Source organism: Chromatiales bacterium, assembly GCA_014323925.1.
Taxonomy (GTDB): Bacteria; Pseudomonadota; Gammaproteobacteria; order Poriferisulfidales; family Oxydemutatoraceae; genus SP5GCR1.
Genome location: JACONC010000002.1, coordinates 97,821 through 110,961, shown reverse-complemented (window position 1 = coordinate 110,961; position 13,141 = coordinate 97,821). Strand labels below are relative to the sequence as shown.

The 13,141-nt window shown below is 44.9% G+C and carries 15 protein-coding genes; 9 read left to right on the top strand and 6 right to left on the bottom strand.

The genetic code is table 11. The features are described from left to right. Positions 1 to 140: 140 nt before the first annotated feature. On the bottom strand, positions 141 to 869 hold the full coding sequence (locus GDA45_01355; protein ID MBC6413572.1) for a hypothetical protein: 729 nt from the start codon (positions 867 to 869) through the stop codon (positions 141 to 143). Between the two features lie 199 nt (positions 870 to 1,068). On the opposite strand from GDA45_01355, the gene GDA45_01350 reads away from it, so the two are divergent. Genes GDA45_01350 through GDA45_01340 form a run of 3 tightly spaced genes read left to right on the top strand, consistent with a single transcriptional unit; the run spans position 1,069 to position 3,079 of the window. Then, positions 1,069 to 1,152 (top strand): lipoprotein, encoded by an 84-nt coding sequence (locus GDA45_01350; GenBank protein ID MBC6413571.1) that lies wholly within the window; start codon positions 1,069 to 1,071, stop codon positions 1,150 to 1,152. After that, positions 1,149 to 2,426 (top strand): diaminopimelate decarboxylase, encoded by a 1,278-nt coding sequence (gene lysA, locus GDA45_01345; GenBank protein MBC6413570.1) that lies wholly within the window; start codon positions 1,149 to 1,151, stop codon positions 2,424 to 2,426. The genes GDA45_01350 and lysA overlap by 4 nt, the downstream gene beginning before the upstream one ends. After that, positions 2,414 to 3,079: a class I SAM-dependent methyltransferase gene (locus GDA45_01340; GenBank protein MBC6413569.1), complete on the top strand. Its 666-nt coding sequence runs from the start codon at positions 2,414 to 2,416 to the stop codon at positions 3,077 to 3,079. Before lysA ends, GDA45_01340 begins: the two co-directional genes overlap by 13 nt. A 241-nt stretch (positions 3,080 to 3,320) precedes the next feature. On the opposite strand, the gene GDA45_01335 is transcribed toward GDA45_01340, so the two are convergent. From GDA45_01335 to GDA45_01320, 4 genes are read right to left on the bottom strand one after another with little or no spacing between them, the layout of a single operon-like run. Beyond that, positions 3,321 to 4,013 (bottom strand): YggS family pyridoxal phosphate-dependent enzyme, encoded by a 693-nt coding sequence (locus GDA45_01335; GenBank protein MBC6413568.1) that lies wholly within the window; start codon positions 4,011 to 4,013, stop codon positions 3,321 to 3,323. Beyond that, a complete protein-coding gene (locus GDA45_01330) occupies positions 4,006 to 4,893 on the bottom strand; it encodes a dihydroorotate dehydrogenase electron transfer subunit (GenBank protein MBC6413567.1) in 888 nt (295 codons plus the stop codon). Before GDA45_01330 ends, GDA45_01335 begins: the two co-directional genes overlap by 8 nt. Continuing rightward, a complete protein-coding gene (locus tag GDA45_01325) occupies positions 4,880 to 6,157 on the bottom strand; it encodes a dihydroorotase (GenBank protein MBC6413566.1) in 1,278 nt (425 codons plus the stop codon). The genes GDA45_01330 and GDA45_01325 overlap by 14 nt, the downstream gene beginning before the upstream one ends. Further along, the gene (locus tag GDA45_01320; GenBank protein MBC6413565.1) at positions 6,154 to 7,143 is read right to left on the bottom strand and encodes an aspartate carbamoyltransferase catalytic subunit; all 990 of its coding nucleotides are present in this window, start codon (positions 7,141 to 7,143) and stop codon (positions 6,154 to 6,156) included. The genes GDA45_01325 and GDA45_01320 overlap by 4 nt, the downstream gene beginning before the upstream one ends. Before the next feature lie 126 nt (positions 7,144 to 7,269). Here GDA45_01320 and GDA45_01315 point away from each other — a divergent pair, with 126 nt between their 5' ends. The 5 genes from GDA45_01315 (at position 7,270) to GDA45_01295 (ending at position 11,431) form a co-directional block, all read left to right on the top strand. Next, entirely contained in the window at positions 7,270 to 7,824 is a 555-nt protein-coding gene (locus tag GDA45_01315) for a GspH/FimT family protein (protein ID MBC6413564.1), read from the top strand. A 3-nt stretch (positions 7,825 to 7,827) separates the two neighbouring features. Then, a complete protein-coding gene (locus tag GDA45_01310; GenBank protein ID MBC6413563.1) occupies positions 7,828 to 8,319 on the top strand; it encodes a prepilin-type N-terminal cleavage/methylation domain-containing protein in 492 nt (163 codons plus the stop codon). Between the two features lie 145 nt (positions 8,320 to 8,464). After that, a complete protein-coding gene (gene nadA / locus GDA45_01305) occupies positions 8,465 to 9,499 on the top strand; it encodes a quinolinate synthase NadA (protein ID MBC6413562.1) in 1,035 nt (344 codons plus the stop codon). A 36-nt stretch (positions 9,500 to 9,535) separates the two neighbouring features. Next, positions 9,536 to 9,772: an accessory factor UbiK family protein gene (locus tag GDA45_01300; GenBank protein MBC6413561.1), complete on the top strand. Its 237-nt coding sequence runs from the start codon at positions 9,536 to 9,538 to the stop codon at positions 9,770 to 9,772. Positions 9,773 to 9,907: 135 nt separating this feature from the next. Next, positions 9,908 to 11,431 carry a YifB family Mg chelatase-like AAA ATPase gene (locus GDA45_01295; GenBank protein ID MBC6413560.1) on the top strand — a complete coding sequence of 508 codons (1,524 nt, stop codon included), beginning with the start codon at positions 9,908 to 9,910 and terminating at the stop codon, positions 11,429 to 11,431. Positions 11,432 to 11,453: 22 nt separating this feature from the next. Here the strand turns inward: GDA45_01295 and GDA45_01290 are convergent, their stop codons facing one another. Further along, complete coding sequence (locus GDA45_01290; protein MBC6413559.1) at positions 11,454 to 11,939, bottom strand: cytochrome c5 family protein; 486 nt, start codon at positions 11,937 to 11,939, stop codon at positions 11,454 to 11,456. A gap of 310 nt (positions 11,940 to 12,249) precedes the next feature. Between GDA45_01290 and htpX the strand changes: the two genes are divergently transcribed. Then, positions 12,250 to 13,137 carry a protease HtpX gene (htpX, locus tag GDA45_01285; protein MBC6413558.1) on the top strand — a complete coding sequence of 296 codons (888 nt, stop codon included), beginning with the start codon at positions 12,250 to 12,252 and terminating at the stop codon, positions 13,135 to 13,137. Positions 13,138 to 13,141 lie beyond the last annotated feature (4 nt).

The window sequence follows — 13,141 nt, the reverse complement described above, 5'->3', positions numbered from 1 at the left end:
TGTTGCATAAAATAGAATTTGCAAATGACCATTTTACCGCTCGCTTATGCTATTAGTACTCAGTGCTGCAGGCAGTCTAGGTCTCTGCATTTCAAGTCTGCAAAAGCGCACCAAAACCAGTCTCTCATAAAGAAAGAGTGCTATCTTAAATATCTATCTAGATAAGGCTTTACTTGTTGGAAGCGACGGTTGGAGAGAAGTTTGTGAAATAATTCCAGCCGTCTTTGCAGTTCTTTTTTATCGCTCGTAGTTCGATGAAATATTAAATCCATTCCGGAAATACTACCACGCCATGCCCTGTTCTTAGCATTTCTCGAAAGTTTTGCATAATAATCGTAACGGTGGATAAGAGTTTTATAGCGGATTTCAGAGCCGCCTAAAATATTTTTGATGCGCAATATTTCTCGCTCTGGTTTTAGGATTAGATCCTCGTAATAGATAACTATTTTAGTCCCAGTGAAATCATCATACGCTTTTATAAGTTCTATATACAGCAAATAGTACTGCTTCTCAGTTTCAAGACTTACAAAATTTGTATAACCGCTCCTATGCGCTATATATTCGTGGAAATCACGAATTAACAGTATCAATAGACCAATGGGATGGTAGCGGTAGCAGAGATAGTCCGGGTTATGCTCTTTATGTAAAACATAGGTTTTTCTTGCTTTTACATGGGATAACGGTTTATCTCCATCAGGAAATTTATGCAAGTGAATAGGTGCATCCTGTTTATTATTAATACAACCACCGGTCGGGTGGCCGGTTACATATTCAGCGATAAAGCGTACCCAGTGATTACCACTCGCTGGTCGGCTCCATAACATATTATGGCTAGTCAATCTTGCGAGAAAAATTCCTAGTGACTCCATTGCCTTTATTTCTCTTATGATATTTCTTAGGATGCTTAACTTCTTTTTTAGGCTTATACTATTCATTGAATCCATCTAAAGTATCATCATGTGTTTCGCATTAAACTTTTACAATAATTTTTCTTTTATCTGATAAGATGTATTAATTGTAAACTATAGAAAATCTGATTTGCGAATTATCATTTTATATTACTTGCTTATGACATTAGTGCTCGGCGCCTGTGGGCAGTCGGGACCTCTGTATTTGCCGCCCGAAGAAACTCAGCAGAAAGAAGTTCAATGAAAGAGCATCACTGTTTACATCTCGTACAACAACAAATGTATTGCGAGGATGTTGCGCTTGCTAAAATAGCCGAGCAATGCGGTACGCCTACATATATTTATTCAAAAGCAGCTATTGAAAAAAATTGGTGTGATTTATCCACTGCCTTTAAGCATCAACGATACCAAATACATTATGCAGTCAAGGCTTGCTCTAATATTGCAATACTCTATATGTTGGCACGACTAGGTAGCGGCTTTGATGTGGTGTCAGGCGGTGAACTCGAACGAGTACGCCGTAGCGGTGGCGACATCAGCAAAACCGTATTTTCGGGAGTAGGCAAACAACAATGGGAAATAGAGGCAGCTTTGCGGGGAGGTATCGGTTGTATTAACATAGAGTCAGAATCGGAACTTTTACTGATAGAGAAGGTTGCAAGCTACCTGAATATAGTTGCGGCGGTGGCAATACGCGTCAACCCTGATATCGATGCCCAGACGCATCCTTATATTGCAACAGGATTGCATCATAATAAATTCGGTGTAGACGCCCAACAAGCAATAGAGCTCTATCAAAAAATCCGTCGCAGCCCTTTTCTGCAAGAACACGGCATCGCCTGTCATATTGGTTCGCAGATTATGTCGCCCGAACCTTATGCCAAGGCATTACAGCAACTCGTCGCAATAGCAGACCAACTTTGTAAAGATGGCTTGCAAATAACACACATAGATATAGGTGGCGGATTCGGTATCCGTTATCAAGATGAAACACCACCTACTATCTCAGATTATGCAACTGTGGTTAACGACATTATTGCCGACTGTCCCTATCGTTTAATACTCGAGCCAGGACGCTTTATTGTCGGTAATGCTGGTGTATTACTCACCCAAGTTATACACCTCAAACAAACCTACCAGAAGTATTTTGCGGTAGTGGATGCCGCAATGAACGATTTATTGAGACCGTCTTTATACGAAGCATGGCACGATATCGTTGCGGTTAAGGCACACAAAGGCGAGTGCCGGGACTACGATATAGTCGGTCCGGTGTGCGAGAGTGCCGATGTTCTAGGCTATCAACGGCGATTAGCTTTATATCCGGGTGATTTACTCGCCATATTGTCGGCCGGTGCTTACGGCTTTAGCATGTCTGGTAACTACAATACCCGAACTAAACCGGCCGAGGTGCTGGTTGATGGTGACAATTTTCATATCATTAGGTGCCGTGAGAGTTCGCTAGATATGATAGAGATGGAATGCATTCCATGGGAAAATAACGACTTATGCAAAGAATAACTGAACCCGAACTCATGCTAGACGAACAGCAAGCGCGTGCTTATGCAACTGCCGATTTTAGTCAGCCACATAGCTTTTTAATGGAACACTTTGTGCGTTGCATGCCGAATTTGCCTAAAACCGGAGCGTGGATTGATTTGGGTTGCGGAGATGCTGAAATCACCACTCGTCTGGCGAGACTCTGTCCAAAAGCATGTATAGATGCGGTCGACGGATCCGCAGCAATGCTAGATCAAGCGAGAGTCCGTCTGATGGCAGAGGATGTGACCGAACAAATAAGGTTGATTCAAGCAACCCTCCCTGATATTCCGGTTACTGAACATAGCTACGACGGTATTTTGTCGACCAGCTTGCTACATCATTTACATACGCCACAAGTTCTATGGCGCAGTGTCAAGATGCTTGCCAAGCCTAACGCGCGAATCTTTATCGCGGACTTGTGTCGTCCACAAAACAAGCAACAAATAGATCAATTCGTAGAACAATATGCGGCTACTGAAGCGCCAATCTTACAAAGAGATTTTAGAAACTCGCTGCGTGCGGCCTTCACGCCCGAAGAAGTAAAGGCGCAATTAAAAAAAGCTGGACTGACTCACTTGAACACTGAGGTCATCAGCGACCGTCATCTTATTGTTCACGGCAAAGCATCATAATAGCACTTTCACATTATCCGCGGCCAAAAGTCGAAGCCACCAGTTTATACTCTTGTTTTGATAATCAGTATCGACTTGCCACTTTAGGTCGGTTTTTACTTGGTTGGATACTTCCGTTACGATACTTTTGTTGGTCTCCTAAGAGACTAAGATATCAGGCAACCGCTATCACTATATCAATTTTTATTTTTGTATATCATTGATCATAGCCATTGTAGAACAGTACAAAAAGCTAGGAGGGTTATTTGCGCGGTCCGAATATAGCACTACCGACACGGATAAGCGTCGCACCTGCTCGGATTGCTTGCTCAAAGTCGCCACTCATGCCGGCTGATAGCGTATCAAAATCTTGATAGCGGGATTTTAGTTGTGCAAACAGGGTATACAGTTCGGTAAATGTTTTATATTGTTGTTGCGTATCCGAAGTAGGTTTAGGAATGGCCATCAAACCGCGTAACTTAAGACGCGGTAGTTGTGCGACTTCGTCGGCTAGGGCATACACTTGCTCGACGCTACAACCTGACTTGCTTGGTTCTTTATCTATGTTGACTTGTAGGCATACATTGAGTGGTGGCATGGTTGCTGGGCGTAGCCGATCGATGCGCCGGGCAATGGATATTTTTCCTATGCTATGCACCCAATCAAAATGATTAGCAATATCGCGTGCTTTGTTGCTCTGTATCAAACCTATAAAATGCCAGTCAATTTTTTGGTCGTTGAGTGCGTTAATTTTAGCGAGTGCCTCTTGCAAATAATTCTCGCCGAAATCGTGCTGTCCAGCTGCGATCGCTGCACGAATCAGAGATACTTCTTTAGTTTTGCTAACTGCCAGTAATCGCACACTACCACAAGGACGGTGTGCCTGAGTTTCAGCTTGTGCTATCGCTGCTCGCAACTGTGACAGATTAGCACTTATGTTCGGATGTCTAGACAAAGCCTACTAAACAATTGGCGTTAAATACTGGACCGTCTACACATACGCGTTTCATTGTGGTTTTGCCGTTTTCGCGAACCGCAATCGCACACCCTGCACACCCACCGACTGCACACGCCATATACTCTTCTACCGCCAGTTGACAAGGTACCTGAAATTCACCGGCCAGCTTGGTAATGCTTTTTAACATAGGCTCAGGCCCACAAGCGTATATCTGCATACTGCCCAGTTGCTGCTCGCTAGCTTGTGTTAAGTAGCTGCGCGCAAAGGCATCTATATAGCCTTCAAAACATCCCGCTTGTTTTTGTCCGCTTGCCAACCGTGATGGAATACCCAAAGTATCAAGCCTCGTTAACGAGAGAGAATGATCTGCGTCTATGCCGGTTACCTGTAGCTTTGACGGTGTCAATTTAAATGGAAAGGGGACCTCGGAACCAATCATCACCAACGGTTTATAAGCTGGATGTTGCTTGAGCTGTTCGGCTAAAAACAAGATCGGAGGAACCCCGACTCCGCCACCTAATAATAACAGCTCGGTTCTCTGTGGGTTCAGTGTAAAACTATTTCCTATAGGACCTAGAAGATTGATCTCGTCACCGACTTGTCGCTGGGAAAGGGTGCGACTGCCTTTGCCGACTACTTTATACAATATCTCTATACAACCGTGTTCCTTTGCTACCGACATAATTGAATACGGCCGTCTCATTGCCAAAGCTTCGCTACAACGCAAATGCACGAAATTGGCCGGTTGGGCAGTCTGCGCACAACGCGGCGCCTGTAAAACTATGCGGTATTGCTTCGCCGCATAAGCGGTATGGCTTAATACTCGTGCCTGTTCTACGAATATCGTTGCGTGTCTAGCCAGTTTATTGAGCGTCATAGCTTAGTTTGCCGTTACAGATTGTATAGCGTATACGCCCTTTGAAGGTTTCACCTATAAAGGGCGAATTAGTACCGCTACTGTACATGTGCGGTGCCAATAAAGTCCAGGTTTCGTTCAAATCAACTAGGCAAAGATCAGCCACCCCGCCTTTGTGTAATGTTCCGCAACCCCAATTGAGTATGGCTGCCGGTCCGCGAGTCACCAAATCTATCGCTTGGGTCAAATCAACGACATTTTCCTCGACCAAGCGTAGCGTTAAGGCAAGCAAGGTTTCTAGTGCAGAAATGCCCGGTTCACTGGATGGAAAAGGCACTAACTTGGCACTGATATCGTGCGGCTGATGGTCAGAGCATATCGCCGAGATGGTACCGTCTTTAATCGCCTCTCGTAATGCGTCACGATCCTGCTCACTACGCAACGGCGGTACCACATGATAATTAGGATCAAAATGTATTAGCATCTCTTCGCTGAGGAATAATTGGTGTGCACTGACATCGGCACTTACCGCAATGCCGCGTGCTTGTGCGTTAGCTATTAACTCAACCGACCGCGCACACGAAAGCCGACAAAAATGCACAGCGATACCTAAATCCTTGGCGATTTCTATGCATTGACTCAAAAATGCAGTCTCGCTGGCTACCGGAATACCAACTAAACCTAGATGTAATGCTAGTGCACCCTCGTGGGCACACCCGTTGGCAGCCAAAGCTCTATCAAAAGGTTGTACAAATATTTTCAGATCTAATCCGGCGGCGTATTCCATCGCCCGCCGTAGCACCAAAGCATCGGCAAACGGACATAAGCAATGGCTCACCGCCACACACCCAGCCTCTTTAAGAGCTGCCATATCACTTAGTTCTAGACCGGCTAGGCTTTTGGTCATTGCACCTATCGTTAGCACCTTGCAGAAATCGGCTTCGTGTGCACGCTTTTGTATGAGTTCAACGGTGGCTGCCGAGTCTATTTTAGGCTCAGTGTACGGCATGCAGCATAGAGTAGTTACTCCGCTGGCCGCCGCTGCTTTGGTTTCTGATTCAATCGTTGCTTTGTATTCAAAGCCAGGGTCGCGTAAATAAGTAGCCAAATCGACTAAACCAGGGATCGCCAGCAAGCCATCTGCTTTAATAGTATGTTCGGCAAAAAAATCTTTAGGAATAGAACCTATGGCTTCTATTGCGCCCTGCTTGATAGCAATATCAGTTATCTGGTTATCCGCTTTTTTGTTAGTGAGCAACCGCGCACCTGTTATCAGTATATTCATTCGGCGGATTCTTGTATTTGCCCACTGGCGACATGGGACATCACTGCCATCCTAATTGCAATACCGTAGGTTACTTGTTCCAGTATCACTGAACGATGCCCGTCTGCAACCAAAGAGTTAATCTCAACGCCACGATTAATAGGTCCGGGATGCATCACGATAGCGTCGGTTGCAGCCAACTTTAATCGCTCTAAGGTCATTCCATAGCGATGATAATATTCGTTCATACTAGGCAAGAAACCACTTTGCATGCGTTCTTTTTGCAACCGCAGTACGATGATCACATCAACACCGGCAATGCCTTCTTCTATAGTATGAAACACTTTACCTTCAAGCTTTTCAGCAAATGGCGGTAATAAAGTGCTAGGACCTATCAGGTGAATTTTTCTTACCCCCATCACTCTGAGAATAGCAATCTGCGAGCGGGCAACACGAGAATGACGTATATCACCGATGATTGCGACAGTCAGTTCACTACAGTTCGGCTTATGCTGCATAATCGTATACATATCCAGCAACGCTTGTGTCGGGTGTGCGTGGCTACCGTCGCCAGCGTTAATGACTGCAACACCCTTTTTCAAATGTTTGGCAATAAATTGGGCTGCACCGCTGTCGCTATGGCGGACAACAAATATATCAACATTCATAGCCTCGAGACTTTTCAGCGTGTCAAGCAACGACTCGCCTTTCTGCACTGCTGCAACGCTGGTATTCAAATTGAGTACATCGGCAGACAGCCGTTTGGCAGCAAGTTCAAAAGTCGATCGGGTACGGGTACTACTCTCAAAGAATAGATTAGCAACCGTCTTAGCTCGTAGCAGAGGCACTTTTTTGACCACTGAGTTTTGTTCGCGAAGAAACGCAGTAGCGGTGTCAAACAATCTTTTCAATATTTCTTTAGAAAGACCTTCTATACAAAGAAGGTGCCTCAATTCACCTTGCTTATTGAGTTGCAGGCGGATGGCAGGGGAAGGTTTCTTAGCTATCTGTTTCACTAAAAGGATATTATACCATCATCAGCAAAAACAACGAAATAGAGGCTTTATCGTTTATTTATGCGCGTTGGTCGTAAAAAGAGCCGTCGGCAGTTTGCCATTGTTTAATCTAACGCTATGAAAGAGCAATACACCGTTTCCGGTTTCACCCTGATTGAGTTGCTGTTGGCACTGGGAATCAGCAGTTTATTATTATTGTCTACTCTGGCATTACCTACCTATTGGCTCCAACAAAATAGATTTATACACCACACCACCCAATTTTTAGAAGCACTAGAATTTGCCCGCAGTTATGCACTAATCACTGGGTATGCGATTAGCATATGCAGTAGTGATGGCAACGAAAGTTGCTCGGGAGCCGCTTATGAAAACGCCTGGATTGTTTTTAGCGAACTCTCCGATGCGGTCAACGGCACGCTGGATTATGGTGAAAATATCCTGTTGATGCAAAAAAATAATGCCGATAATCTCAGTATACGCTCTAAAACTTTCACCCGATCAATCACCTATAATCGGTTCGGAAAAGCTGATTACAACGGCCGTTTTATAATCTGCACAAAGCGGCCGGCACGCGTGATATCGGAACTTGTCATCAACCAAAGTGGTCGGGTACGCTTGGTGTCGTATCACGATAATAAACAGCCCTCAGACATAAATAACTGCTTGCATTAACCGATGCAACACGCTCACTCCCATCACTGTTCAGCGTGTTTAGGGTTTAGTTTGATAGAACTACTAATGGCTTTGGCAATCTCAGTTACTGCACTACTAGGGTCTGCACAGCTACAACAAAAAAATTTAGTCGTTGAACGAGAACTGGTGCGTTCGTTGCATGCACACCTACTATTGAACGAAATTTCCGCAGTGCTACGGCACAGCCCTCATCCCGAGTACTATTTAAGTAGTGGGAATAGCACTTTAGGCGCCTCAAATTGTCTGCAGAAATTATGTAACCCCAAAGAATTCGCCCATTTTCAATTAGCATTATGGCATTGCAGGGTTGTACGGGACGCTAGTCTATGCCAAAAATTCGCTACTACAAAACCTCCGTTTGCCCATGCATCACTGAGTATCGGGCAGTCTGGGCAACATTTTCTGATAAGGCTTGAATGGCAGACTCTTTCGGGACAAAAGAAAATAATAAGCAGAAAAGCAACTACTATATAACACCGTCTAAATGTCGGATTACTGAAGCAGTTCTATGTACGATAAGCGATGATATGGTATTATGTATTCGTAATTCTTTGTAAATTATTGTAATGATACATGCGCAATTATGATTTCTAGCGAAAGACAAACAATGCAACATATTATGCGAGCGGTTACCGCTAAAGCACCGCTAACCAAGGATATTTGTATGCTTACTCCCGAATACCATGGAGCGGAGCGAGATTTACGGCTTGCGCGCATCGCCGAGAAGCTCGAGGCACTCAATGCCTCTTTAATTGCTCATTATTATGTACATGAGGATATACAAGAATTAGCCGATAAGACTGGTGGATTTGTTGGCGATTCATTGGAGATGGCAAAATTCGGACAACAAGTTGCAAGCAATACCTTGGTGGTCGCCGGTGTGCGCTTTATGGGAGAAACTGCGAAGATTTTAAATCCTGAGAAACGAGTATTGATGCCCACATTGGATGCGACCTGCTCATTAGATCTAAGCTGCCCAGCCGAGAGCTTTGCATCGTTCTGCAAACAACATTCGGATAGAGTGGTGGTTGTTTATGCAAACACCAGCGCTGAAGTTAAGTCACTCGCCGACTGGGTGGTGACCTCGAGCAATGCAGTGCAGATTATTTCTTACTTAATGGATCAGGGTAATAAAATTCTCTGGGCGCCCGACAGATATTTGGGTCGTTATATTCAAAAAGTCAGTGGTGCCGATATGCTGTTGTGGCAAGGTAGCTGTGTGGTACACGAGGAATTCAAATATAGTGGTGTTTTAGAACTGAAGCAACGCTACCCTGATGCTGCCGTGTTGGTCCATCCAGAATCTCCCGAAGCGGTGATTGAGATAGCCGATGCAGTGGGTTCGACCAGTGCACTGATTAAAGCCGCCGTGGAACTGCCGAATAAACGCTTTATCGTAGCAACTGATAATCGTATTTTCTATAAGATGAGACAGCTCGCTAACGACAAAGAATTCATTGAAGCGCCGACCGCCGGGGAAGGAGCGACTTGTAAAAGCTGCGCACATTGTCCGTGGATGGCAATGAACGGCTTAGATAACCTGGAGCGTAGCCTAGATAAACTCGACAACGAGATTCATATTCCCGAAGCGATACGGCAAGGCGCACTGCGTGCTACGCGCAAGATGATGGATTTTTCAAGTACTAAACACTGATGTTAGCTTAAAGATATAGTCTATATTTGCTGCCCTATGAAAAAAGGAGAAATTAATCAACTGGTTCAAGAAATCGTAAAAGAACTACCGCCTTTTGTTGGTGCCGCTCGTCAAGAGGTCGAGCAAGGCATACGACTAGGACTGGAAGCACTGATTAAAAAGATGAATCTAGTGAGTCGTGAAGAATACGACGCACAAGTCGCACTGTTGCATCGCCTATTAAAGCAAGTTGACGATCTAGAAAAACGCCTAGCCGAAGCCGAGAAGCAGTAGATCATTTTTACCCATTTAGTCCTCATTGCACTGACATTCAACCATTCGTCAGCTAATTAGCAGCTTTTATCGGAAAGAGGCTGCCCGCACCTAAAATTCCATTATCCTGCTGTTTTTTAAGCGAGGATAACTTTTATGCGTCTTGCAACCGTGCATAGCAGAACTTGTCGTGGGATGGAAGCTATTGCAGTTACTGTAGAAGTATTTATTTCTTCGGGAGTGCCGCGTATGCATATAGTCGGGTTGCCTGAGACTGCGGTTAAAGAAAGTCAACATCGGGTACGAGCGGCGTTGTCGCATAATCAATTTAAGTTTCCTCAGCAACGTGTGACAGTCAATTTATCTCCCGCCGATTTACCCAAAGAGGGAGGTCGTTTTGATTTGCCTATTGCCTTAGGGATATTAGCTGCCAGCGGTCAATTAGAACACGAGCGATTAGCAAAATACGAGTTTTTATCCGAACTCAGTTTAAGCGGTGATCTTTTGTCGGTGAAAGGTGTCATTCCGGCTATACTCGCAGCAATAGAAGCAAACCGTCGTTTGGTTATTCCGCAGGCAAACGCAAAAGAAGCCGGCTTGATTTTGTCAGCTCGTCGCCAGGCCAAAATTTATAGTGCCAAGCATTTAGTTGAGGTTTATCGTTGGCTGAGCGGACAACACCAACCCAATCTCGTACCTATGTTGAAAACTACTGTCGCCGACTGCCAAAGCGAAGATATGTCCGAGGTTCGCGCACAAGGTCAGGCCGTGCGTGCGCTTGAAATTGCGGCAAGCGGTCGCCATCATTGTCTGATGTTGGGTTCTCCCGGTAGCGGCAAAACGATGCTAGCGCGCCGCTTTCCAACAATTTTACCACCGATGAATAAAGACGAAGCGATAGAAACCGCAACGATACTATCGTTGGCAACTGAGGTGTTAAGTGACAAAGATTTCTACACGCGACCGTTTCGAGCCCCGCACCATAGTGCGTCGTCAGCAGCGCTGTTAGGTGGCGGCACACATCCCCAGCCTGGCGAGATATCCAAGGCACACAACGGTGTTCTCTTTTTAGACGAATTAACTGAGTTTAACCGTCAAGCTATAGACGGATTGCGCGAGCCCATAGAAACAGGTGTGATTAATTTGGCACGAGTAGCTTCAAGCGTTACTTATCCAGCATGTTTTCAATTAATTGCAGCGATGAATCCTTGTCCTGATGGTTCTGATGTTGATGAATTCGGCAGATGCACCTGTAGCGAACAAAGATTAATACATTATTATCGTAGGCTTTCATCGCCGATGCTAGATCGCATAGACTTGCATATACGCGTGCCGCGTATTCAATGGACTAAGCGGGATAATATAGAGCACCGCGGTGAAACCAGTGCGGTTATAAAAGCACGCGTACTAACCGCCTGGCATAAGCAGTTAAATAGACAAGGCAAAAACAACGCACTACTAGAAACCAAAGAGATAGAGCGTTTTTGTAAACTCGCACAATCCGAACAGAAATTACTAGCCCGCGTTGTAGACAAAATGGAACTATCGGCGCGGGCTTATTACCGCATCCTCAGAGTGGCTAGAACGATTGCCGATTTAGCGGCTGCCGATACGATAGAAGAGTGCCACTTGCTAGAAGCAGTCGCTTACAGATCTCTAGATAAATTACTACGAGTTTGAGAATAATATGCTGAGGAAGCCATCACGGAGAAACTCCCGCTTGCTTTAACATATAGTCGATGATCTGCTTGAAGTTGGCATCTGATAGATCAGTTCGCCCACCTTTAGGTGGCATATTGCCGATCCCGTTTATTGCCATCTGGTATACATTGTCTATGCCTTTTGCCATGCGTGTTTTCCATGCTTCGGTATCGTCTAGACGCGGTGACTCCAACACGCCGGTGCCATGGCAAGCATGGCAGACCGCTTGATAAACACCTTCTGCACTAAATGCTACCGCATCCGTCTTGCCAGCAGTGGCCGACATAGATGCTTTTTGCGCGGGGACACTTCCTATATTGACTTGACCTATAGGCGCGATACGCTCCTTAGTACGTTCAAGCATTGCCATATCCATCGTTTGTTGACTATCCGCTAAGCTATTAGCCAACACCAATATAATGGCAGCAACTGCGACTAGAACACCCAGTATCGCCATAAAATAGTTTACAAACTCATTGTCTTTCATTGTGATATAAAAACTTATCTGCTGATTTCAGTTCTAATTTTACAATCTATCGCCTATCATTGTCAATTTTCTGTAGAGGTAGCACTATATCTTCTGTGCTATTTTGCTTGACCTTTTGTTGGAATTGTTGCGCCAGGCGAACTATCTATTGTTATAATATCGTTATACATACCTGCGGCAATAATACCCAACATGCTACGATAGCAAACGCCGTTGCCATGTGCAGAATATTAGCAATGCAGGGTTGCCCTTACGCCCTATTTCTGTCGGGGATGTTATATGTATAATAAACTGGTGAGAAGATAAACAGATGCAAAGAATACTATTACTGGTAGGTACCAACCTAGCTATCTTGTTCGTACTGAACATCGTTCTGCAGCTGTTTGGTATAGAAGATTGGCTACATCAAAGTGGTAGCAATCTCAATATAACTGGTTTGCTAATTATCTCTCTCATTTTCGGGTTTTCCGGCTCGTTTATTTCACTCGCACTATCTAAAACTATCGCCAAACGGACTATGGGTGTGAAAATTATTGAGCAGCCCAGCAACCAAGACGAAGAATGGTTACTGAACACCGTCGCTGGGCAAGCCGAAAGAGCAGGTATCGGCATGCCTGAGGTTGGCATCTTTGATTCTATGCAACCGAATGCGTTCGCAACTGGTATGTCGCGTAACAATTCTTTGGTTGCGGTTAGCAAAGGTTTGCTGATGAGTATGGATGCTGATCAAGTCGAGGCAGTGCTGGGGCACGAAGTCAGCCACATTGCGAACGGCGATATGGTGACTTTAACCCTAATACAGGGAGTGCTGAATACTTTTGTCATTTTTTTCTCGCGTGTTATAGGGCACATAGTAGATCGGGTGATACTCAAATCGCGAGGCTATAGCATCGGTTATTTTATGACTGTGCTTTTTGCCCAAATGGTTCTGGGTGTGCTGGCAAGCATCGTTGTTATGTGGTTTTCTCGTCGGCGTGAATTTCGTGCCGATTATGGCGGTGCTGTGTTAGCTGGGCGCGATAAAATGATTGCTGCGTTGCAACGACTACAAGCTAAAAGCGAAGAAAAAGACTTGCCTAAGGAGATGGCAGCTTTCGGTATTTCCGGCAGTGTCGGCAGGTCTTTATCACGCCGTTTGTTCAGTAGCCATCCACCCATAGAAGATAGGATATCAGCCCTCAAAAATATAGAACTATAAACTC